20 protein-coding genes are annotated in these 23,232 nt (G+C 62.6%); 7 read left to right on the top strand and 13 right to left on the bottom strand.

The window, feature by feature from the left end; translation table 11 throughout:
* Positions 1–82 precede the first annotated feature (82 nt).
* A complete protein-coding gene (locus E9677_RS01420; protein WP_136556317.1) occupies positions 83–2,581 on the top strand; it encodes a methyl-accepting chemotaxis protein in 2,499 nt (832 codons plus the stop codon).
* A gap of 73 nt (positions 2,582–2,654) precedes the next feature.
* Here E9677_RS01420 and E9677_RS01415 read toward each other — a convergent pair whose 3' ends face one another.
* From E9677_RS01415 to E9677_RS01365, 11 genes are all read right to left on the bottom strand, one after another.
* Complete coding sequence (locus E9677_RS01415; protein WP_136556316.1) at positions 2,655–3,551, bottom strand: DUF937 domain-containing protein; 897 nt, start codon at positions 3,549–3,551, stop codon at positions 2,655–2,657.
* 111 nt (positions 3,552–3,662) lie between these two features.
* On the bottom strand, positions 3,663–5,036 hold the full coding sequence (locus tag E9677_RS01410; protein ID WP_136556315.1) for a glutamate--cysteine ligase: 1,374 nt from the start codon (positions 5,034–5,036) through the stop codon (positions 3,663–3,665).
* 142 nt (positions 5,037–5,178) lie between these two features.
* Entirely contained in the window at positions 5,179–5,916 is a 738-nt protein-coding gene (locus tag E9677_RS01405; protein WP_136556314.1) for a 16S rRNA (uracil(1498)-N(3))-methyltransferase, read from the bottom strand.
* Between the two features lie 19 nt (positions 5,917–5,935).
* The gene (locus E9677_RS01400) at positions 5,936–7,441 is read right to left on the bottom strand and encodes an inorganic phosphate transporter (protein WP_136557151.1); all 1,506 of its coding nucleotides are present in this window, start codon (positions 7,439–7,441) and stop codon (positions 5,936–5,938) included.
* Positions 7,442–7,616: 175 nt separating this feature from the next.
* The gene (locus tag E9677_RS01395; RefSeq protein ID WP_187182154.1) at positions 7,617–8,126 is read right to left on the bottom strand and encodes an NUDIX hydrolase; all 510 of its coding nucleotides are present in this window, start codon (positions 8,124–8,126) and stop codon (positions 7,617–7,619) included.
* Positions 8,127–8,300: 174 nt separating this feature from the next.
* Positions 8,301–9,059 (bottom strand): HAD-IIB family hydrolase, encoded by a 759-nt coding sequence (locus tag E9677_RS01390; protein ID WP_136556313.1) that lies wholly within the window; start codon positions 9,057–9,059, stop codon positions 8,301–8,303.
* Positions 9,056–10,393: a glycosyltransferase family 4 protein gene (locus tag E9677_RS01385; RefSeq protein WP_136556312.1), complete on the bottom strand. Its 1,338-nt coding sequence runs from the start codon at positions 10,391–10,393 to the stop codon at positions 9,056–9,058. The genes E9677_RS01390 and E9677_RS01385 overlap by 4 nt, the downstream gene beginning before the upstream one ends.
* A gap of 135 nt (positions 10,394–10,528) precedes the next feature.
* Positions 10,529–11,218, bottom strand: a complete 690-nt coding sequence (locus E9677_RS01380; RefSeq protein ID WP_136556311.1) for a LutC/YkgG family protein — start codon at positions 11,216–11,218, stop codon at positions 10,529–10,531.
* 3 nt (positions 11,219–11,221) lie between these two features.
* The gene (locus tag E9677_RS01375; protein ID WP_136556310.1) at positions 11,222–12,646 is read right to left on the bottom strand and encodes a LutB/LldF family L-lactate oxidation iron-sulfur protein; all 1,425 of its coding nucleotides are present in this window, start codon (positions 12,644–12,646) and stop codon (positions 11,222–11,224) included.
* 21 nt (positions 12,647–12,667) lie between these two features.
* Positions 12,668–13,441 carry a (Fe-S)-binding protein gene (locus E9677_RS01370; RefSeq protein ID WP_136556309.1) on the bottom strand — a complete coding sequence of 258 codons (774 nt, stop codon included), beginning with the start codon at positions 13,439–13,441 and terminating at the stop codon, positions 12,668–12,670.
* The gene (locus E9677_RS01365) at positions 13,438–14,268 is read right to left on the bottom strand and encodes a FadR/GntR family transcriptional regulator (protein WP_136556308.1); all 831 of its coding nucleotides are present in this window, start codon (positions 14,266–14,268) and stop codon (positions 13,438–13,440) included. Before E9677_RS01365 ends, E9677_RS01370 begins: the two co-directional genes overlap by 4 nt.
* A gap of 166 nt (positions 14,269–14,434) precedes the next feature.
* On the opposite strand from E9677_RS01365, the gene E9677_RS01360 reads away from it, so the two are divergent.
* Together E9677_RS01360 and E9677_RS01355 are read left to right on the top strand one after the other, a co-directional pair.
* The gene (locus E9677_RS01360; RefSeq protein ID WP_136556307.1) at positions 14,435–15,706 is read left to right on the top strand and encodes a DUF3422 family protein; all 1,272 of its coding nucleotides are present in this window, start codon (positions 14,435–14,437) and stop codon (positions 15,704–15,706) included.
* A gap of 66 nt (positions 15,707–15,772) precedes the next feature.
* Positions 15,773–17,188: a DUF6880 family protein gene (locus tag E9677_RS01355; protein WP_136556306.1), complete on the top strand. Its 1,416-nt coding sequence runs from the start codon at positions 15,773–15,775 to the stop codon at positions 17,186–17,188.
* Positions 17,189–17,201: 13 nt separating this feature from the next.
* Here the strand turns inward: E9677_RS01355 and E9677_RS01350 are convergent, their stop codons facing one another.
* Both E9677_RS01350 and E9677_RS01345 read right to left on the bottom strand, forming a co-directional pair.
* Entirely contained in the window at positions 17,202–17,789 is a 588-nt protein-coding gene (locus E9677_RS01350) for a hypothetical protein (protein ID WP_136556305.1), read from the bottom strand.
* Between the two features lie 2 nt (positions 17,790–17,791).
* Positions 17,792–18,688, bottom strand: coding sequence for a LysR family transcriptional regulator (locus E9677_RS01345; RefSeq protein ID WP_136556304.1), 897 nt, complete (start codon positions 18,686–18,688; stop codon positions 17,792–17,794).
* A gap of 139 nt (positions 18,689–18,827) precedes the next feature.
* Between E9677_RS01345 and E9677_RS01340 the strand changes: the two genes are divergently transcribed.
* The 4 genes from E9677_RS01340 to glcF are packed head-to-tail and all read left to right on the top strand — an operon-like array spanning position 18,828 to position 23,218.
* Positions 18,828–20,261, top strand: coding sequence for an FAD-binding oxidoreductase (locus tag E9677_RS01340; protein ID WP_136556303.1), 1,434 nt, complete (start codon positions 18,828–18,830; stop codon positions 20,259–20,261).
* 8 nt (positions 20,262–20,269) lie between these two features.
* Positions 20,270–21,478, top strand: a complete 1,209-nt coding sequence (gene glcE / locus E9677_RS01335) for a glycolate oxidase subunit GlcE (RefSeq protein WP_136557149.1) — start codon at positions 20,270–20,272, stop codon at positions 21,476–21,478.
* A complete protein-coding gene (locus tag E9677_RS01330) occupies positions 21,475–21,855 on the top strand; it encodes a DUF4870 family protein (protein WP_136556302.1) in 381 nt (126 codons plus the stop codon). The genes glcE and E9677_RS01330 overlap by 4 nt, the downstream gene beginning before the upstream one ends.
* Positions 21,856–21,904: 49 nt before the next feature.
* Positions 21,905–23,218, top strand: coding sequence for a glycolate oxidase subunit GlcF (gene glcF / locus E9677_RS01325; RefSeq protein ID WP_136556301.1), 1,314 nt, complete (start codon positions 21,905–21,907; stop codon positions 23,216–23,218).
* Positions 23,219–23,232 lie beyond the last annotated feature (14 nt).

The raw sequence follows: 23,232 nt of genomic DNA, 5'->3' as shown, positions 1-23,232 counted from the left end.
AAAGTGGCGGGAAGTAACCTGTTGCTAACGGGCGTGTGTCAGCCATGAAGTGCCTGACGCGCTACCTATCTGGAGACCCTTCATGCGTATATCGACGAAGCTGCCTTTGGCCGCGACGCTGTTCGCCCTCGTAATCCTGAGTGCTTCCGTGACGATCGGCCTCGTGCAGCAAAGCCGCATCCTCGATGAGCAGGTCTATCAGAAACTGGAGGCGACCGCAGACGGTCGCCGAAACGAAGCACGTCGTTTCCTCGAAGCCATCCAGCTCGACGCACGCGCCACCGCGTCCGACATGATGACACAGCAGGCGCTGTTCGGCATAACCGGCGCCTGGCCGAAGCTCGGCGACAACCCGGCGGCCGAACTCCAGAAGCGCTATATCGACGACAACCCCAGTCCGATCGGTGAAAAGTACAATCTCGACAGCGCCAAGAAGGACAGTTACGACCGCGCCCATCGGCAGGGGCACACCACGTTTCTCAAGCACCTTCAGGCGCAAGGCTATTACGACATCTTCCTGATCGATGTGGATGGCAACATCGTCTACACGGTCCAGAAGGAACGGGACTTCGGAACCAACCTGATCAGCGGACCCTATAAGGATACCGGGCTCGGCAAGGTGTTCAGGAAGGCGAGTGAGAGCGACGATCCGGCGGTGTTCGCCAATTCGGATTTCGAAGCCTACGAACCCTCGGCCGGCGACCCCGCAGCCTTCGTCGCCGTTCCGATCATCATGAACGAGCGCAAGCTCGGCGTGCTCGCCTATCAGCTGCCGAACGATCAGCTGAACAGCATCTTTGCCAATACACGCGGCCTCGGCACGACAGGTGAAACGGTTCTGGTCGACAGGGCTGGCCTGCTCGTCTCCGACAGCCCGCGCACCGCCGACATGGACAGCCTCAGGGTGAGCATGAGCGCCCCGCTCCTGACGGACGCAATCAACGGGCAGGATGGCAGCGGCGATATCGAAGGTTATCGCGGCATGTCGAGCCACGCGGCCGTCGTTCCGCTCGACTTCGGCGATGTCCGCTGGGCCGTGGTAGCGCTGATGGGCGAAGACGAAATCTTGGCACAGGTCTGGTCCGCCGGACTGAAGTCCCTCGGCATCGGCGCGATCCTCGTGCTTGTCGGCTCGCTGGTCGGTTTCGTCTTTTCGCGCAGCCTCACCCGACCCATTTCCGAACTCGTCACTTCCATGGGACAGCTCGCGGACGGCAATACGAATATCGACCTCAAGGGCATCGACCGTTCCGACGAAATCGGCGACATGGTCCGGTCCGTCGCCGTCTTCCGCCAGGCCGAGATCGATAAGCGCGAACTGGAGGCGGAAAACGAAAGCCGCCGCACGGCAACCGAAAGCGAACGCCACCAGCGCGAGGCAGAACGCGCCGCCGCCCAGGCCGAGCTTACCGAGGCGATCGAGGTTCTGGGTACGGGCCTGCAGCGTCTCGCCAATGGTGATTTGACCGCAACGATCCGCAAGCCGCTCGTCGGCAATCTTGATCGACTCCGCCTCGACTTCAACACTTCGCTCGAACGGCTGTCGGCCACCGTCGCCTCCGTTCACGGCAATGTCGCCGAGATCAATCGCAAGAGCGGCACCGTGAGCTCAGCGACCGCCGATCTCAGCCACCGCACGGAACAGCAGGCCGCAGCTCTCGTCGAAACCTCGACGGCGATCCGCCAGATCATGGAGGCGATCCGCCACTCCTCGGAGCGCGCCGAGAATGCTTCGAAGCTCGCCCGCGAGGCACGTGCCAATTCCGATCGCTCCGGCGAGATCGTTGGCGGTGCCGTCGATGCGATGAGCCGCATCGAGCAGGCATCGAGCGAGATCTCCAAGATCATCAATGTCATCGACGAGATCGCTTTCCAGACCAACCTGCTGGCGCTGAATGCCGGTGTCGAGGCAGCGCGTGCCGGCGAGGCGGGTAAGGGCTTCGCCGTCGTTGCTCAGGAAGTCCGCGAACTCGCGCAGCGTTCTGCGACTGCGGCAAAGGATATCAAGTCCCTGATCACCAAGTCCGGTCAGGAAGTGTCGAACGGCGTCGGTCTCGTGCGGGAAACGGGAACGGTCCTCTCGTCCATCGCCGGCCAGGTGGTGCAGATCGGCGATCATATCCATTCGATCGCCTCCACCTCCAAACAGCAGTCCGCCAGCCTGAACGAAATCAATGATGCGGTTGCCCGCATGGAGAACGTCACCCAGCAGAATGCCCGGGCCGCCGAACAGACGAACACGGAAATGGCAGGCCTCACGCGCGATGCCGAAATGCTGTCGGGTCTGGTCGGCCAGTTCACGGTCGAAGCGGGTGCCTCGACCCTGCAGAACCGCTTCGCCGATCAGCGCGACACGGGCTTCAGCCGTCCGACGCAGCCGCCTATCTCCCAGCCCGCACCGGCAGCCGCCAAGCCGGCCACGCGCTCCTTTCTGAAGCCGAAAGTCGCCCCGGCCGAAGCCGGCAACCGCGCCGTTGCCTCGCCGGCTCGCTCCCTGATGGACAAGATCTCGATCGGGCTCGGGGCGAAGCTGACCCAGGCCAAGGACAGCAAGTCCGACGGCGAGTGGGAAGAGTTCTGAGCCACGCTCGGCCCTTAAATACAAAACGGCGCGGGAGACCGCGCCGTTTTCGTTTCTGCGAAAGCTGGATGGGTCAGGCCTTTGGCTCAGGCTCTGGAGGCTCCGATACGTCCTTGCGCGAGGCGGTCAGATAGGTGTCGAAGATCTGCTCCATGCTTTTCTGGTAGCTCTTCTGCACTTCTAGCCCGCTGTCGAACATGGTGTTCATCATCGCGGCAAAACCTTCCTGCGCTTCGTTTTCCGGCGTCTTTGCCGGCTCCGGTGCCGCCTTCGGCGCTTCTGCCGGCTGACCGGTCATCTGAGCGGTATAAGCGGATGCCATGTCCTGGAAAGCCTTCGTAAAGGGGTTGTCGAGGAAGGGATTGGCAGCGGCCTGCGGTTCCGGCTTCTTCTGCCCGCCCATCATCTCCTGGAAGGCGCGCGTGAACGGGTTGTCGAACATGGTCGCAGCCTGGGCCTGCGGCTTGGGCTGCATGCCGGTGCTTTCCAGCCATTGCTGCATCATCGCGGCCATCGGCGTGCCGGCAAAGGCGTTGGCGCCCGGGAACTGTCCCGTCGTCTGCTTGAAAAGCCCGCCCATCAGCGTGTCGGCCATGGCCGGCATCATCTGCTTCAGGATGTCCTGGCCGATACCCGAAAGCTGTGCGGCCTGTGCCGCGATCGCGCGCGAGACTTCCTTCGAGCCGAAGAGCTGCTGCAGAACCTGGTTGCCATCGGCAATGCCCTGCGGCGTAAAGGCCGAGCTCATATCCTCGAAATACTTGGCATAGCTGCCCGAGGTCATCGACTGGAGTAGGGCGGAAAAGTCATAAGGGTTGGTGGTGTTGCGCTTGAAGCCCGAGGCAAAGGCCGGCATCAGTGACGCGACCGCCTTGGCAGCCTGTTCCTGCGCCAGGCCATACTGCTTGGCCATGGCGTCCATCGCCATGCCGTTCTGCGCCTGCATCATCATGTCGAACAGTGGCAGCATGGCAACCTCCCCAGATTAGTGTAGCTGATTCAGCACTATATCCGGAAAGGCCCCGAGGCAAACCGCTTTTTGCCGGTGCACCCACACGCACGCAGCTCCTGCAGCCATGTCTCAGTACTGATATTCCTCGAAGACAGGCTCCACGGAGCCGTTCCAGCGGCCGTGATAGAGCGCCAGCATATCGTCCGCCAGGGTCGTGCGCTTCGCCAGAACCTCGTCCAACGTGTTGAGGAAGACGCTCTCGTCCTGGCCTTCGGAATTCAGTCGACCCCGGGCCTTGAGGCCTGAGCGCGACATTTCGACGACTTCTCGGGCGACCTCCATCAGCGGACGTCCGGCAACCGAAGCCTTCAGCCCTTGAGCCGGCACCGCGTCGCGCATGGCGATGACATCCTCGACAGTCCAGTCAGCCGTCAGCGCGTCTGCAGCCGAGAGCGCCGTTTCGTCATAGAGCAAGCCGACCCAGAGCGCGGGCAGGGCGCAGATGCGCCGCCACGGACCACCATCGGCACCACGCATCTCGAGGAAGCGCTTCAGCCGCACATCCGGGAACAGCGTGGAAAGGTGGTTGGTCCAATCGCCCAGCTGCGGTTCCCAATCGGCGATTTCGCCCTTGAGCGCGCCATCCATAAACTGGCGGAAGGTGATGTGGGTACAGTCGTGATAACGGCCGTCACGCACGATGAAGTACATCGGCGCATCGATCGCCCAGTTCACGTAGTCGCCGAAACAGAAGTCCTTCGAGAAGGTGAAGGGAAGCACGCCGGCGCGCTGGTTGTCGGTATCGCGCCAGATGTCGCCACGCCAGGAGACGAGCCCGTTCGGCTTGCCTTCGGTGAATGGCGAAGAGGCGAAGAGCGCGGTCGCCAGCGACTGCAGTTTCATCGAAACCCGCATCTTCTGCCGCATGTCGGCTTCGGAGGAGAAGTCGAGGTTCACCTGGATCGTGCAGGTCCGGTACATCATGTCCAGCCCCTGGCTGCCGACCTTCGGCATGTAGCGGGTCATGATCTCGTAGCGCGACTTCGGCATACGCGGCGTCTCGGCCAGCGACCATTTCGGGCTGCCACCGATACCGAGGAAGCGGATGCCCATGGGCTCCGCCACGTCCCGCAGGACGGCGAGGTGCTGGTTCGATTCCTTGCAGGTCTGATGCAGTGTCTCGACCGGCGCGCCGGACAGTTCGAACTGGCCGCCCGGCTCGATCGAGATCGCGCCCATGCCGTGTTCTTCGCCGAGCCCAATGATGTTCTCGCCATCCATGATCGGCTCCCAGCCGAGCTTGGACTGCATGCCCGTCAGGAGCGCCGAAATGCTGGCTTCACCATGATAGGGTACGGGGCTGTTGTCAGCGCGGAAGAAGGCGAACTTCTCATGCTCGGTGCCGATCCGGAATTGCTCCTTCGGCTTTGACCCGGCGGCCATGTAGGCCGCCATGTCGTCGAGAGTGCCGAGAGGGGTCTGGTCAGTGGTATCACGAGCCATGAAAGCTACCTTGGTGGTCGTCTCAGAGGGGCAAGATTTCGCCCAGCACCTTGGCTGATTGAACCGGATTTATGTGCCGCGCAAGTGAAATTCTCTCAAGCACGGCTCAAAAAACCGGAACGTGAAATGGTGCTGCAGACGGTTAGCGCCAATCGCCGATGGCAGCCTGAACGACAGCCATGGCGGCAACTGCTGCGGTGTCGGCACGAAGAATGCGAGGTCCAAGCGGAATGGCCGTCACGAAGGGCATGGAGCGCAGCAGAACGCGCTCTTCTTCCGAAAAACCACCCTCGGGTCCGACCAGCAGCGCCAGCGATTTTTCCGAAATGCGCGACAGCGCGGCAAGGGGATTTTGCGTCGCGCTGTCTTCGTCGCAATAGATGATACGCCGGTCTGCCGGCCAGCGGTCGAGCAGGTCGCGCAGCTTGACCGGCTCGGAGACCTTGGGAATGGCGAGGATGCCGCATTGCTCGGCCGCTTCCACCGCATTGGCCTGCAATCTCTCGACGCTGCCGATCTTGCCCTGCACGTGCTGAGTCATCACCGGCTGCAGGATGCCTGCTCCCATTTCCACGGCTTTCTGCACCAGATAATCCATCCGTCCCACCTTGAGAGGCGCAAAGAGGAAATGCAGGTCACAGTCCGCAGGCTGCGGACGCGTCTCTTCCATCGGTGTCAGCAGGATCTTCTTGCGTGATGGGAAATGGACGGACGCTCTCCACTCGCCATGCAGGCCGTTGAATACGAGAATCTCCGCCCCTTCTTCAAAGCGCAGCACGTTGGCGAGATAGTTGAACTGCTCCGCCGTCGCCTCGAAGGCCTGGTTCAAACTCAAGTCGGCGGTCACGTAGAGCCGCTGCATCCGGTAATTGGCACGCATGGAAGTCTCGTCTCCGGGATCAAAGGACGAGGTGAGACATAACCCAATACAACACGGCTGCAAGTCCGGCGGACGCCGGAACGGTGATGATCCACGCAGCAACGATCGTCATGAAATGCGACCGGCGCACGAGATAACGACGGCGGATCTCTTCCGGATTGCGTTCCGGCTTAGGCTCGATCTCGAAGCGTTCGGCCTTGTTGCGCATGTAGGCCATGCGCCTTTTCGAATTGCGGGTGTACCATTCGCGGAAGAAGCCAACGCCGAACACGGCGCCGACCGCGATATGCGTCGAGCTCACCGGCAGACCCAGCGCCGAGGCGACGATGACGGTGATGGCAGCCGAAAGCGAAACGCAGAAGGCCCGCATCGGGTTGAGCTTGGTAATCTGCTCGCCCACCAGACGGATGAGGCGCGGACCGAAGAGCAGCAGGCCGAGCGAAATGCCGACAGCACCGATGACCATGACCCAGAGCGGCACCGTGACCTGTCCCGAGATTTCGTGGTCCTGCGCGGCATGCACGATCGCCGACAGCGGCCCGATCGCATTGGCCACGTCATTGGCGCCATGCGCGAAGGAGAGGAGGGCGGCTGCAAAGATCAGCGGCAGCTGGAAAAGTTTGCGCAGAGACTGGTTGCGGTTTTCGAGCCCGCGCGACTGCCGGCGGATCAATGGTACGCTCAGCCACCAGGACAGAAGACCGAAGCCAAGACCGATCAGGCAGGCCTGCATGAGGCTGACGGCAAAGACCTTGTTCAGGCCCTTGAGCGCGAGATAGGCGGTAAAGGAGCCCGACATGATGCCGATCAGCACCGGCACCCAGCGCTGTGCCGCCGCGATCTTTTCTTCGCGGTAGATGATGAATTCCTTGATGAAGGCAAGGAAAAGCGCGGCGATGATGCCACCGAGCACGGGCGAGATGATCCAGCTCGCGGCAATGCCGCCCATGACGCCCCAGTCGACCGCCGACATGCCGGCGGCGGCAACACCCGCGCCGAGAACACCGCCGACGACCGCATGGGTCGTCGAAACCGGCGCGCCGATCCAGGTGGCGAGATTGACCCAGAGCGCCGACGAGAGGAGCGAAGCCATCATCGCCCAGATGAAAACGTCTGCATTCGGCATCTTGGCGGGATCGACGATCCCGCGCGAAATCGTCGACACGACGTCGCCGCCGGCAATCATCGCACCCGCCGTTTCGAAGACCACGGCGATCGCGAGTGCGACGCCCATGGTCATGGCACGCGCGCCGACAGCCGGCCCGACATTGTTGGTGACGTCGTTGGCGCCGATGTTCATCGCCATGTAGGCGCCGATTGCTGCTGCGGCGACGATGATCCACGCGCCCGGTCGATCCATGGCGAGCGCACCGGCGAGCAAGGTTGCGAGCACCAGGAAGATCAGTGCGATCCCGAGAGGAGCAAATCCGCGCGAGACGTGATGTGCCGCTTCTTCGACATGGGCGATCTTGTCGAGATCCTTGTCGAGTGTCGGCTTGACGAGTTTCGGCTTGGTCTTGCCCATGCTGGGTGTCTCCGGACGAGGCGCCATGTCGGGATCCTCGGTCTGCAGTCTAACGTTTGATGATGAAGCCTAAGCCGTGGGCCGCTGGCCGCGCGCGACAAAATTCATCGGGTCGCAGAAGCCCCTAGCGACAAAGGGGCCTGGCCGCAATATGACAGTTTTGTGACAGCAGCTTTCAGGCGCGTTCTGCAGCCTTTTTTGCCGCGGGAAGGGCATATTGTGACATTTTCGCAAATTCGGCGAACAGCGACTTCAGCTCCGGCTCCTCGACGCGAGCAGCAGCTTCGTCGCAGGTGACCCATTCCAGACGGCGCACGCCCTTCTCCGGAAACTCCTTGACGGCGCCCTTGACCTCGAGTGCATGGACCTGGACCCGGGTCGGCACCTTGTGCCCGCCGCGCATCTTTTTCATGTAGGTGTAGAAGCCGATCGGATCCGACGTTGCCTTGCCCTTGATGCCGGCCTCCTCGAAGGCCTCGCGCTCGGCAATGCTGTGCGGCTGCTTGCCCGGCATGTGCCAACCCTTCGGAATGACCCAGCGGCCCGTATCACGGCTTGTGATCAGCAGGACCTCCAGATCGCCCGTTTTCTTCTTCTTGCGATGACAGATCGCAGCGAATTGCTGCCGCGGCGGACGCTGCAGCATGAGCTTGAGGTCGGATGTGATGCGGCCAATGATACCCAAAGAAGTTTCACCTCGATTCGTTGATTAGAATACGCGAGAATGCTGTCATAAAATGCCTGCTGTCGCCGCGTTGCGGCGTTTTTCACGCAATGGTTATTGCTGCCTATCAGGTGTGAGCGCCATGCGTTCAATTCAATGCGACATTTGGTGCCCCAAAGTCGCTTTTTCCGACATTTACGTCGGTTTAGATGCCGCAAACACGCCGAAGTGCTTCAGGCCCTCGATCACGCCTCTGGCAGCAAAGCCTTCGGTGGCGATCATGCCGGCCTTTGCCTGCGCGAGGCTGGCGAGCTCAGAAAGGGCGTTGCCGGGCATGATGCCGCGCACGTCCTCGAGTTCGAACATGGCCCGGTCATTGCCTGTATCACCGGCGACCACCACTTCGTCCAGACCGATGGCGAGCGTCTGGCAGAGCCACGTGAGAGCCCGTCCCTTGTCGGCAACCTCCGGCAGGACATCCAGATCCCGCTTGCTCGAATAGACGATGCGTGCTCGGTGCCCCGAACCGGCGAGGAGCTGTTCCAGTTCCAAGATTTCTTCGGCCGTCGCATCATGCAGATACCAGCTCGACTTGTAGTCGTGCTGATATTGCGCCGGCTGCCGCTTGAGACGCTCGATCATGACGAGTTCGGCCTCGATCAGGTCGGCGTCGAAGCCCTCGCCAATCAGTGTTTGATACTCGGCAGTCAGATGCGGATGTGTTTCCGAATGCACCATGGTGCCGACCCCACCGATCAGGAAGTCGGCAGTCGGCAATCCCTCTTCCGCCGTGAATTCGATGATATCCTCGATCAGGCGGCCGCTGTTGTAGACAAGCAGCGGTCGCTCGCCATCGGGCAGAGCCTGCCACAGCTGCGCGAACGCCTGCGACGCCTCGCGGTCACCCGCCAGCGTGCCATCCAGATCGGAGGAGAAGAGGCGTATCTGTTTCAATCCCCGTCGTTCCATGGTTCGGCCCAGTCACTTTCCTCGAGAGCTTGCGCCACTGGACGGCCTTCAACAAGAGCAACGAGCTGCTGGGCGATGCCGGTCCATGTGAAGAGGCTGCGCGCCTTGTGCGCGCCCATGCGCGACAGCCGCCCGTAGAGGCGCTGATGCTTGAGCGGCTTCATCATGGTGATCCCCAGATCATACTTGTCGAAGGGATCGGCAAACAACGCGTGGCGCCCATAGCTGACCGCCCGGAACAATCCGCCATGGATGGTGACGATCGTCGGCGTACCGCTTGCCATCGCTTCGATCGCGGTCATGCCGAATGGCTCGTAGCGGCTCGACAGGACGAAGAGGTCGGCGGCGCGGTACATGTCCGGCAGATCCTCGTCGGGAATGAAACCGGAGAAGTCCACCTTGTCCGCGATGCCGAGCTTTGAGACCTGCTGCTTGAGCTGGGCGAGAATCGTCTCCTCCTGCGGATCCATGTTCTCGCCGCCCACGGCCAACCGAAGTCGCGCGTCCGGCATACGTTCGGCCAGAACTGAGAACGCGTCGATCAGGAGATCGTAGCCCTTGTTCGTCGCGAGCCGCCCGAGCGCCAGCACGGTCGTCCCCTCGAAGCCGAGACGCTGGCGCACCATTTTGCGCGAGGCTTCCGAGACGGGATAGAAGCGATTGTCGTCGTAGCCTGGCGGAATCATGTGTACGCGGTTGCGCGCCAGTCCGTAATCCTCCGTCAGCATGTCCAGCTGGATCGGCGTGGTCGCGATCACCAACTGGCAGCTGCGATAGACGATCAACTCGTGCTGGATGCGTTCCTTGAAGTTGAATTCCTGTTCGAACTTGTCCGCACGCTCCGGATAGTCCGTCTCCATCTGTCGCTTCTTCCACATGCCGAGCGAATGCGGCGTATGGATATGCGGCACGCGGAGCGCTTCCGATAGCCGTTGCCCAGCCACGCCGGCATCCCAGTAATGGCTGTTGATGAAGAGATAGGTCAGGCCCTCCTGTTTGATCCAGCGCAGGGCCTTCTCGTTCCATTCGGTCAGATGGCGATGGAGATATTCCTTCGGGATGAAGTCGCGACCGCCGCAGGGAATGCGCACGACGCGGACATTTTCGTCCACTTCGTCGATCTCGGGCTGGTCTTCGAAACGGCGGGTAAAGATGTCGACCTTGTGGCCGAGCTGGGCGAGTTTCTTCGCCAGTTCAAGAACATAGACGACCTGGCCGCCTGTATCGGCAGCCCCGAGAGGCGGTTGCGCGGCGACGTAGCCATGCGTGGAAACGAGCGCAATGCGCGGCGTCTCATACGGGTCCGTTGAAAGTGCCATAAATCCCCACTCTTGAAAATTTCGTTCTTGAGAAGCGGGAATGATAATGCACGAAACGAGGAAAAGTTTCAAATTTTGGATGAAATTTTCAAAATGACGCGCCTTTGTCGCATTTGAGCTGCCGTGGCATGTTGCTCAGGTCAGGCGAGCCTCGGCCTCTCCGACGACGACGACATGAAGTGCTCGGGGACCGTGCGCGCCGAGCAGCAGCGTCTGCTCGATATCGGCGGAACGCGACGGTCCGGTGATCATGTTGACCGTTCGCGGCATGGTTTGCCCCTGCGCCGCCCGCAGGTTCGCCCAGAGGCTTTCCATGTCGCCGACGATGTCGGACGCCTCGACCACGACGATATGATGGTCTGGCAGGAAGTTGAGTGTCACAGGATTGTCCGGGCCGGAGAGCAGGCAGAGCGTTCCCGTCTCGGCGATGCCGCCAAAGGCATGGCTTACTGCCACGAGGTCGTTGCCATCAGAGGCGCCGTGCCGGATCTCCATTGCACCGGCCTTTTGCCAGGGCAGGTCCACGAGCCGGGCATCGGCGCCGATGCGGATCGCGGCGGGCAGGTTCCGCTGCTTGAGATAATCGGCGACGGCTGTCGGCAAGGTCTCGCGGGAAGGCAGACGCTCCGTTGTGGCGTTGTATTTCTCGGCCATGCCGATGAAGAGCGCGAGCCGTTCTGCGGCTGGCAACTGCCCACGTTTTGGAATGATGCCGAGCGGGTGCTCCGCAATCCGGATCGAAACGGTCGCGGCGCGCTCGGCATCGTCGCCGCTCACTTTCAGCGAGGTCCGGATCCGGGAAAGAATGGCTTGGCGGCTGTCCATGGCTCAGGCCCCCTGTTTCTGGCGCGCGGCCCATTGTTGCGTGAAGGTCTGGCCTTCGGGCGCCGGCAGGTCGCGGATGCTGGTCCAGCCCGAGGCGAAGGGCAGGGCGGTGATCCGGCCCTTGGATCCGCCGATCAGGTTCAGCAAACGTGCACCGATCGAGATCGTAAGCCCGTAGAGCTTTGGTCGCTTGGCAATAAAGGCAAATACCCCGAGGCCGTAGCGCGCCGTGGCGGGATTGAGGTGCTTCTCGAATTCGCGCTCCCGCCAGTGCCGCATCATCTTCGGCAGGGGGATATGCATGGGGCAGACACTCTCGCAGCGCCCGCAGAAGGTCGAGGCATTCGGCAGGTGGCCCGATATGTCGACACCGAAGAGCGACGGTGTCAGCACCGCGCCCATCGGTCCCGGATAGACCGATCCGTAAGCGTGGCCACCGACGGCATGATAGACCGGACAGTGGTTCATGCAGGCGCCGCAGCGAATGCAGCGGAGCATGTCCTGAAACTCGCTGCCGAGCATGGCGGTGCGGCCGTTGTCGAGCAGGATGACGTGATATTCCTCGGGGCCATCCGGATCCTCGGCCCGGCGCGGTCCAGTGGAGAAGGTCGTGTAGACGGAAATGTCCTGACCTGTCGCCGAGCGGGCGAGCAACCTCAGGATCTGCGAACAGTCCTCCAGAGTCGGCACCAGCTTCTCGATCGAGGCGACGACGATATGCACCTTCGGCAGCGACTGCGTCAGGTCGCCATTGCCCTCATTGGTGACGATCACCGAAGTGCCCGTCTCGGCAATCAGGAAATTTGCGCCGGTAATCCCGACATCGGCCTGGAAATAGCGTTTGCGCAGCACCTGCCGCGCCTCCGACAGAAGCGATTCCGGTGCCGTCAGGTCGCGCTTCGGGTCGAGATGTGTATGCACCCGGCGGAAATCCTCTTCCACCTGCTCCTTGTTGAGATGCACGGCAGGCGCGATGATGTGGCTCGGATGTTCGCCCCGGAGCTGGATGATGTATTCGCCGAGATCGGTCTCGACCGGCTCGATCGCGTGATCGGAGAAGAAGTCGTTGAGGTTGATCTCCTCCGTGATCATCGACTTGCCCTTGGTCACGGTCTTCGCCCCGACGCGTCGGCAGATGTCGAGCACGAGCCGGCGCGCATCCTCGGCGCTCTCGGCCCAGTGCACATGCCCACCCGACTGGGTCACCTTCTTCTCGTAGGTTTCGAGATAGAGATCGAGATGGGTGAGCGTATGGTTCTTGATCTCGCGTCCCTTGTCGCGGAGCGCATCGAATTCCGGAAGCGCCGCGACGGCGGCGGCACGCTTGCCGATGAAGCCCTTCTCGACATTCGTGAGCGCTTTCTGCAGCTGGCGGTCGGCAAGCGCCTTGGCGGCATTGTCCTTGAACTGCGGAGCGGTGAACTGCATGTCTTCCTCCTCCCGTGTCGTCTATTTGCCGCTGCCGGCAATCGGCCGGCTTTCGGTCATGCCGGCCAGGACCTCCGCGACATGCCGGACCTCGATGGTCGAACCCTCGCGCTTCAGCTTGCCGGCCATGTTCATCAGACAGCCCATGTCGCCGGCCAGCAGCATGTCGGCCCCGCTCTCGGCAATCGCCGCGGTCTTCTTCGAGACGATCTTGCCGGAGATGTCGGGATATTTGACGCAGAAGGTGCCGCCGAAGCCGCAACACACGTCCGGGCCGGCCATCTCTTTGAGCTCCAGTCCCTCGACGGTCGCCAGCAACTGGCGCGGCTGCCTGGCGATGCCGAGCTCCCTGAGCCCCGAACAGCTGTCGTGATAGGTGACGGATTTGTCGAGCCGGACCTGAATTTCGGTCATGCCGCGCACGTCGGTGAGGAAGGAAACGAGCTCGAACACCTTGTCCGAGAAGCGCCGACAGCGCTCCTCCCAGAGCGCGTCGCCATTGAACAGTTCCGGATAGTGCATCTTCAGCATGGCGCCGCAGGAGCCGGAAGGGGCGACGACATAGTCGAAGCCCTCGAACTGCTCGATCACCTGTTTGGCAAGATCGCGCGTATCCTTGGTATCGCCGGAATTATAGGCCGGCTGGCCGCAACAGGTCTGGGCGATCGGCACATGCACGTCGCAGCCCGCTTCCTCGATAAGCTTGGCGGCCGAAAACCCGACGCTCGGCCGGAAGAGATCGACCAGACAGGTGGCGAAAAGGCCGACTTTCGGCCGGTTCTGGGCTTGGCTCACGCTTTCGTCTCCGTCCTGGCAGTTCCTGCTGCGCGCGTCCCGCGGCTGCCATCGCGCCGGATCAGCCTGAGTTTCGCGACGCGGCCCCATTCGTTGGCCCGTGCGCTTTCGTCTGCGGCACGCATGACGAAGTCGATATGCGCCTGCGCTGCCGCCTTGGCAGCTGCCGGATCGCCGGCGATGATCGCGTCATGGATCGCCACATGCTGTTCCAGCAGCCGTTCCCGCGCATTCGGCAGTGAGAACACGGCCTTGCGGTTGAAGAAGATGCCCTCCGACAGAAGCCGGTAGCAGGCGCGCATGGTATGGAGAAGAATGATGTTGTGGGCCGCTTCGCCGACAGCATTGTGGAATTCCACATCCGCCACAAGTTCGTCCTCCGGCTGCGCCTCGGCATGGGCGCGCCGCATGTCCTCGATGATGCGGGACAGAAGCGCCTTGTCGGTCTCCGTCGCACGCTGTGCCGCAAGCTCTGCCGTCAGGCCTTCGAGTTCGCGGCGATATTCGAGATAATCCCGCGTCGCCCGCGCATGCCGTGAGATGAGGTCGATGATGGGCTTGGAAAAGACCTGGCCGATGATGTCGGCGACAAAGGTGCCATCGCCATGATGGCTGACCAGCAGTCCGCGGTTTTCGAGTTCCTTCAGCGCATCCCGCAGGATCGGCCGCGAGACCTCCAGCGATTGTGCGAGCTCCCGTTCGCCTGGCAGCCGGTCGCCGTCGCGCAGCACCCCATCGAGGATCAGAAGCTCGATCTGCTGCACCACCTCGTCGGCGGTCCGGCTGTGGCTCACGCCTGAAAACAGTCTCTCGTCATCGTCGGTCATCGCACCCTCCGTGAACTTTCATAACAAGCCTCGCGGCAATTGGTCAATTTTATTGTCCACTTGGTGCATTGCAGTTGAAGCCATCGGGTTCCGCACTGTGACGTTTGCGCCTTTGCGCTGGGGACACAGCACTGCTAGCTTGATCTTGGGCAAGGGAGACCGCTGCGTGGCAAAGGGTGATTTCGCATTTCCGATGGCACCGGAGCGCGCTTTGGCGCTCGGGGAAATCCACGCGCGGCCCTATGCGCTGGTAAAATCCGGCCGGGTCATCTTCCAGCTCGCCTTCATGATGGATGGCGGGTCGGCCGTGCATCACGCGGCCATTTCCGAACTGTCGCGCGCACGCGGTGTCGCGCCCCCAGAAAAGCAGGGACGCTATCATTCGCTGGCCTGGGGGCAGGGCACCCTACGCTGGGAGCGCCACACCGAATTTTCCACCTGGTTCTGGGATGGGCCGCTGCCGGAAAGCTTCGGCGGCGATGTGCCGATCCATCCCTTCGGCGACGGCTTCATCGCCCCCGGTCCGCTGATTTCGGGGATCCGCCTTGAGCTGCGCCCCGATGGTCCCGAAATCGCCGATGCCCGCGCCGCCTTCGATCCGGCCAGCCTCTGCTACAGCGAGCTGAAAAACGGTCAGGCCGCCGTCCTCACCGACTTCCGACAGGACGGTCACGGCCTCACCCAGATCCTCGTCATCGATCGCGGCATGACCGAGGCCGGTCGCGGCGCCGTGGTCCAGCGCCTGCTCGACATCGAGACCTACCGTACAACGGCCATGCTCGGCCTGCCGCTTGCCCAGACGTTGTCACCGGAGATCCGCCGCATCGAAGACGGCCTGACCGCCGTGACCCAACGTATGAAGGCCCATGCCCGCAACGAGTCCGACGAGATGCTCTCGGAACTCACGCGCCTGGCCGCCGAGCTAGAAGCCAATGCCGCCTTGAGCCTCTACCGTTTCGGGGCCAGCCGAGCCTATGACGGCATCGTGCGCGAGCGCATCAAGACGCTCGATGAAACGCCGGTGCCCGGCTACGAGACGCTCGGCGCCTTCCTCGAACGGCGCTTGGCGCCTGCCATGCGCACCTGCCAATCGGTCGAGGAACGCCAGGCCAACCTTTCGCGCAAGCTTTCGCGCGCCACGGCGCTGGTTCGCTCCTGGATCGATGTGGAGCTGGAGCGGCAGAATTCCGACCTTTTGACCGCCATGAACAGCCGCGCCGAAATGCAGCTTCGCCTGCAGCAGACGGTCGAAGGCCTCTCGGTCGCCGCCATCTCCTACTATGTCGTCGGCCTCGTCGGTTATGCCGTGAAAGCCATCCCACAAGACGCCCTGCCGTTCGATCCCGCGATCATCACCGGCCTCTCGGTGCCGCTCGCCGTCCTCGGCGTCTGGTGGATCGTCAGACGGATCCGCCGCAGTCATGACCGGGAAGGCTGATCAGCCCTTGCTGCTGCGCCTCTCTGGTCGATATAAAGCCGCGAACGGCGGCAGGTGACAGGCAGAATGGCGAAGCAGACCAAGGCGAAACTCGACAAGAAGGGCCTCACTGGCCTTGGGCTCGAGAAATTGGTCGATATTCTCCTGGAGGAATCCGCCGCCAACAAGGCGCTGAAGGCGAGGCTCCAGACGGCACTGGCCGGCGAGACCGGTCCGGACGAGATGGCGCGCCTGATCGACAAGCGCCTCGACGCGATCGACCATTCGACGACACGTATCAATCGGGCACGCGCCCGTGACCTCGCCGGTGAATTCGCAGCCCTTGCCCGCAACATCCTCTCCGAATTGGGGTCAGCCGATCCCCAGGCCGCAGCCGAGCGCATTGTTCGTTTCCTCGGCCTGCGCTTCCCTGTCTCCGCCCGTCTCGCCACCGACAATGCCCGTCTCTGGAAGGTCTTCGAAGATACGGAACTTGCCACGCTTGAGCTCATCAAGAGCGTTGGTGCCGAGGACCAGGCCCTGCTGGTGCCGCATCTGGAGCGTCTGCGGCTCAGGGATCGCTACGGCGAACACACCGGTTTTCTGCGCGCACTCACGGGCGTCGTCTCGGCGCCAACGGCCAAGGCCTGGCGCAAGGTGCTGGCCGAGCTCCTGCCATCGGAGCCCCTGAAGCTCGGCGCCCTCGATCTCCTCCAGTCGCTCGCTTTGCATCAGGGTGACATCGACGACTTCCTGGCGCTCGAACGTCAGAAGCCCGACAACCGCCGCGATACGCTGGCCGTGGCCGACATGCTGCATCAGGCCGGACGTTTCGAGGATGCGCTGGAATGGGTGCGCGAACGCCCGCGCGGCGTGCGTCTCATCCCGGTCAATGGTGTGCTCGCCTCCGTCGGTCCGGACTACGGCGCCCACGAACGCCGCCTGCTGGAGGCCGAGATCCTGGACAAGCTGAAGCGCCGCGAAGACGCGCAGGAACTGCGCTGGCGGGAGTTCGGCGAAACCCTCGATCCAGCCGTCCTCAAGCTCTACCTGTCCAAGCTCGACGATTTCGCCGAATTCGACGAGCTCGACCGTGCCTTGGCTTTGGCCAAAGAGCACGAGGACATCTATCTCGGGCTCGACTTCTTCCTCGCCTGGCCGCGCCTCGATCTCGCCGCCGCCCATGTGCTGCGCCATCAACACGACTGGGAAGGTCGCCACTACGACGACCTCGCCCCCGCCGCAGAAGCGCTCTCGGCCAAAGAGCCGCTGGCCGCCGTGGTGCTCTACCGTGTGCTCGTCGAAGATATCCTGCGACGCGGCATCGGCATGGCCTATCCCCATGCCGGACGTTACGTCGGCGAACTCGCACGCCTCATGCCGAACCTGCCAGAAGGCCACGGTCTATCCACCCATGCCGCCTTCCTCGCGGAGCTGCGGCGCAATCATTCGAAGAAATATGGCTTTTGGAGTTCGGTGCCGGGTGGGCTTTCAGGCGGTTGAGTGTGTGGGATTGTTACGCGCTGTCTGACTTTTTCGCCGCTGCCACGTAAGCGTGGACGAGCCGCAAGAGCCTGACGTGGGAGATGTCGAGGGTCCAGGTATGCACAGCGATGCCCTGGATCCCGAGTAGCCTTTCATAGGGGCGCATCGATCGACCATAGAGGGTTAGTGGGAGGCTGTCTTCTGCATCGCCATGAAGCTTTAAAATGATTGTAGAGGCAGACTTGCCGCGCAAGCGCCAATCCGAGACGTCCTCGATGAGGTTCCAAGGTACAAGCTTCGCCGTCAAACGCAGGTCGTGGAAGCCCTCTGGGGAGAGGATCACCACGTCTCCGCTCAACACAAGAAGTCTATGTATGGTCGCGACGAGGGCGACGGCAAAGAAAGCCAAGCAAGCAAGAACGACCAGAAATCTGGCATCATCCGTGACATAGAATTCCCATGTCAGCCATATGCTCCCGCCTATGAACGAGAGATAGAGAACAAGGTGAAACAGCAGTTTTGTTGACGACTGCCGAAAGCCCCTCACGGTTGAGGTGCCTATCGCGTCATATATGTTCAGAGAAACCTCAGAAGTTGCGGAGTTTATTTCGTGGGCCAAACCTAGCGCTCCCAATAGGGCACCGGCCCATACAACTCCGCCAGATAGTCGATGAACAGCCGAACCTTGGCCGGCAGGAACTGGCGGCTCGGGTAGACCGCAGACAGCGCCACGTTCCGCGAGCTTTCATATTTCGGCAGCACCTGCACGAGCTTACCGCTCGTCAGTTCCGCGCCGACATCCCAGGTGGAGCGCAGCGCGATCCCGAGGCCGGCGATCACGGCTTCGCGGAGCACTTCGCTGGAATTGGTGATCAGCATGCCCTCCGGACGAAGTGCCACCGGTCCGTTCGGCCCTTCCAGCCGCCAGGATTCATGGTTATGCGCCGGCAGGCAGCGGTGCTTCTTCAGGTCGTCGAGTGTTTCAGGCGTCCCGTGCTCTGCAAGATAACTCGGCGCCGCACACAGCACGCGACGCACGGGCGCGAGCCTGCGTGCTACGAGCGAGGAATCGTTCAGCTCCGCGATGCGGATCGCGAGATCGAAGCCGCCGCCGACAATGTCGGTGAAGTCGTCCGACAGCACCAGATGGATGGCGAGGTCCGGATGCGCCTCCATGAAGGGTTTCAAGTGCGGCGCCACATGCATGCGCCCAAACGAGGTCGATGCCGAGATCTTCAGCGTGCCGTTAACCTCGGAAGAGCGCCCCGAGGCAAAGGCCTCCGCCTCTTCCAGCCCGCCAAGCACCGTCAGCACCCGCTCGTGAAATCCCTGTCCGGCCTCGGTCAGCGAGATCTGCCGCGTCGTGCGTTGCAGGAGCCGGGTGCCGAGCTTGTCCTCCAGCCGCTTGATGCGCTTGGAGACAACGGCGGGCGAAAGACCGAGATCGCGCGCCGCGGTCGACATGCTGCCGGCCGCGATCACCCGGACGAAGACTTCGAGATCACCGAGATTGGTCATGAGTGCGTGCTACTTTTTCCGATTTGGTCATAAGTGCATAGCATTTGCCCTGCGAAAGTCCTAGTGGTAAGAAAATTTGACCAGTTGAGCGCTGGCCTCGATGCAGCTAGGATCGCGGGCAATCAGGGAGGAAACCGACATGAGCGAGGCCATCGCCTTTTTGCCGCCGCGACCAGAGGTTCTCTCGCGTCGTGCGGAGATCCTCGCCGACTTGAAGGAGCTGGTGCCGCAAGGCCGCCTCGTCGAGGAGCGAAACGCGCTCGTGCCCTTCGAGACCGATGGTTTCATCGCCTATCGCCGCCGCCCGCTCGCCGTCGTCCTGCCCGAGACGACAGCCCAGGTCGCGGCCGTCATGAAATACTGTCATCGCTACGGCATCCCCGTCGTCCCCCGCGGCGCCGGCACCTCGCTCTCGGGCGGCGCCATCCCGCAGGAAGATGCCGTCGTGCTCGGCCTCTCCGCCATGACCCGCATCATCGAGGTCGACTACGCCAATCGCTGCGCCACGGTCCAGGCCGGCGTCACAAACCTCGCCATCTCCGATGCCGTCGGTGCAGACGGCTATTTCTACGCGCCAGATCCAAGCTCGCAGCTCGCCTGCACCATCGGCGGCAACATCGCGATGAACTCCGGCGGCGCACACTGTCTGAGATATGGTGTCACCACCAACAACCTGCTCGGCGTGAAAATGGTCCTCGCAGACGGGACGATTGTCGATCTCGGCGGCAAGCATCTTGACGCCGAGGGTTACGACCTGCTCGGCCTCGTCTGCGGCTCGGAGGGCCAGCTCGGCATCGTCACCGAAGCGACCGTTCGCCTGCTCGCCAAGCCCGAGGGCGCGCGCCCCGTGCTCTTCGGCTTCGACAGCGCCGAGGAAGCCGGCTCCTGCGTCGCCGATGTCATCGGCGCCGGCATCATTCCGGTCGCCATCGAATTCATGGACAAGCCCGCGATCGAGATCTGCGAAGCCTTTGCCAAGGCCGGCTATCCGCTCGACGTTGAGGCTTTGCTGATCGTCGAAGTCGAGGGCTCCGAAGCCGAGATGGACGCCATGCTTGCCGCCATCGTCGAGATCGCCAAGCGCCATGGCGTGAAGACCGTGCGCGAAAGCCAGTCGGCGACGGAAGCGGCGCTCATCTGGAAAGGCCGCAAATCCGCCTTCGGCGCCACCGGCCGCATCGCCGACTATATCTGCATGGACGGCACGGTGCCGCTCAGCCAGCTGGCCTACGTCCTGCGCAAGACCTCCGAGATCATCGACCGCTACGGCCTGCGCGTTGCCAACGTCTTCCACGCCGGCGACGGCAACATGCACCCGCTGATCCTCTACAACATCAACGACCCGGAAGACGCAGCCAAGGCGGAAGCCGCCGGCATGGAGATCCTCAAGCTCTGCGTCGACGCCGGCGGCTGCCTCACCGGCGAACATGGCGTCGGCATCGAAAAACGAGATCTGATGCTGCACCAGTTCACCCAGGTCGATCTCGACCAGCAGATGGCCGTGCGCTCCGCTTTTGATGCCGATTGGATACTCAATCCGTCGAAGGTCTTTCCGCTGGAGGGGAGGGGATGATGCCAAGCATACTGACCCCCTCGACCGAAATCGAAGTCGCCGACCTCATCCGCGACCATGCCTCCCGCAAAACCCCGCTCCACATCCGGGGCGGAGGCAGCCGTGCGGGCTTCGGCAATCCCGTGGCGGTCGAAACAGTGCTGTCCTCCTCATCACTCACCGGCATCGTCGAATACAATCCCGCCGAAATGGTCATCACGGCCCGCGCCGGCACACCCGTTGCGGAGATCGAGGCGGCCCTTGCTGAAAACGGACAAGCCATGGCCTTCGAACCCATGGACCATCGCGGCGCCATGGGCACCTCGGGCACGCCCACCATCGGCGGCCTCTTTGCGGTCAACAGCTCCGGTCCGCGCCGCTTCACGGCAGGTGCTGCCCGCGACCACCTGCTCGGCGTCCGCTTCGTCAACGGGGCGGGCGAAGTGGTCAAGGCCGGCGGCAAGGTGATGAAGAACGTCACTGGCCTCGACCTCGTCAAACTGCTCGCCGGCTCCCATGGCACGCTGGGCTTCCTCACCGAAGTCACCTTCAAGGTGCTACCCGTGCCGAAGACGGCTGCTACCATCGTGATCTCAGGCCTGGAGGATGAGCAGGCGATGAAAGCGCTCGCCGCAGCCCTGTCCCTCTCGGTCGAGGTCTCCGGTGCGGCCCATCTGCCGGAAAGCGTGCGCGGTCGCTTCATCGGCGGCAAGCTTCCCGAAGGTGCCGCGACCGTGATGCGTTTGGAGGGTCTGGAAGCCTCTGTCGCGGTGCGTTCCGAAAAGCTGATGGCGGCCGTTGCGGGCCTCGGCCCGGTCAGCCGTCTCGACGCTGAAGAGACCAAAGCGCTCTGGGCCGAAATCCGCGATGTCATGCCCTATGCCGATGGCACGGCCCGTCCGCTCTGGCGCCTGTCAATGGCCCCGTCACAAGCCTGGAAGCTGGTGGCAGGTCTTAGGCTCCGGGCCGGCATCGACGCCTATTACGACTGGCAGGGCGGTCTCGTCTGGATGCGTATGGAGGCCGATCCTGAGGCCGAGGTCTTGCGCCATGGCATCCGCACCCTGGGTGGCGGCCATGCCACGCTGCTGAGGGCCGCACCGCAGATCCGCTCCGAAGTCCCCGCCTTCGAGCCGCAAGCGCCTGCCGTCGCTTTGCTTTCCGCTCGAGTCAGGGCAAAACTCGATCCACACGGGATCTTCAATCCCGGTTTGATGGTGCAAGGAGTTTTGTCATGACTGATCCGAATTACCAGCCACCAGCGGGCTCTGGCGGCGAGGGCTGGTTTTCCCCCGGCCGCATGAATGTCCAGGTGGTCTATGTCCTCTATCTCGTCAGCTTCGTCGTCGGCTTGACCGGCATCGTCGGTCTGATCATGGCCTATGTGAACCGCGGCAAGGGCCCGGCTTGGGTCGATACACACTACACCTACGCCATCCGCACCTTCTGGATAGGTTTGCTCTACGCGCTGATCGCCTCCATCCTGATGCTCGTGGCCATCGGCGTCATCCTGATCTTCGGCGTCGCCATCTGGATCGCCGTCCGCTGCGTTATCGGCCTGCAGAAGGCCTCTGCCGGCGAACCCATCGCCCGTCCCACCAGCTGGTGGATCTGAGTAGAAGCCATGGGAGCGGCCATGCCGGCCGCTCCGGGGGAGGAAAAGCGTGCAGACCAATTTCACCGCCGAGCAGCTCGCCGATCCCCATGTCGCGGAAGCCGAAAGCATCCTGCGCAAATGCGTGCATTGCGGCTTCTGCACTGCCACCTGTCCCACCTATGTGACGCTCGGCAACGAGCTCGACAGCCCGCGTGGCCGCATCTACCTGATCAAGGACATGCTGGAAAACGGCCGCGCTGCCGACGAGCAGATCGTCACCCATATCGACCGCTGTCTCTCATGCCTCGCCTGCACGACGACCTGTCCTTCGGGCGTTGACTACATGCATCTGGTCGACCATGCCCGCACCCACATCGAAAAGACCTATCGCCGCCCGCTGATGAACCGGCTGACGCGCAACATGCTGGCCATGGTCTTGCCCTATCCGGGCCGCTTCCGCCTGGCGCTGAAGCTCGCCGCACTCGGACGCCCCTTCGCCGGCCTCTTCGACCAGGTGAAGTCGCTCAAGCCGATGGCTGCCATGCTGCGCCTCGCGCCCTCGACTGTTGCGCCGCCCTCGGACTTCGCCAGGCCCGCCACCCATGCCGCGACCGCTGCACGTCGTGGCCGTGTCGCGATCCTCACCGGCTGCGCCCAGCCGGTCCTCGATCCCGGCATCAACGAAGCGGCGATCTCGCTTCTTACCCGCCTCGGCGTCGAGGTGGTCGTGCCCCAGGGCGAGGGCTGCTGTGGCGCGCTCGTCCACCACATGGGCCGCGAGGACCAGGCACTCGACAGTGCCCGGCGCAATGTCGATGTCTGGACCCGCGCCATCGAAGACGGCGGCCTCGATGCGATCATCGTCACGACCTCGGGCTGCGGCACGACGATCAAGGATTACGGCCACATGTTGCGCCTCGACCCCGCCTATGCCGAAAAGGCGGCGCGGGTCTCGGCTCTTGCCAAGGATGTCACCGAATATCTCGCCACCCTCGACCTGCCGATCGCAGAAACCAAGGGCATGACAGTTGCCTATCACTCCGCCTGCTCCCTGCAGCACGGCCAGAAGGTGACGATGGCGCCCAAGCTTTTACTGAAGGCGGCCGGCTTTACCGTGAAGGACCCGCCGGAAGGCCATCTCTGCTGCGGCTCCGCCGGCACATACAACATCATGCAGCCGGAGATTTCAGCCAGGCTGAAGGCCCGCAAGGTGAAGAACATCGTGTCGACGAAGCCCGACGTCATTGCCGCCGGCAATATTGGCTGCATGACCCAGATCGGCTCGGCCACCGGCATTCCGGTCGTGCACACGGTTGAACTACTCGACTGGGCCTATGGTGGCCCGCGCCCGAAAGGTCTCGAGCGGACTGCGACCGATTGAGCGAATTGTTAAGC

Source organism: Peteryoungia rhizophila (genome assembly GCF_004912145.1).
GTDB lineage: Bacteria > Pseudomonadota > Alphaproteobacteria > Rhizobiales > Rhizobiaceae > Allorhizobium > Allorhizobium rhizophilum.
The sequence above is the reverse complement of the archived record's forward strand: the minus strand, read 5'-3'. Positions and strand labels throughout refer to the sequence as shown.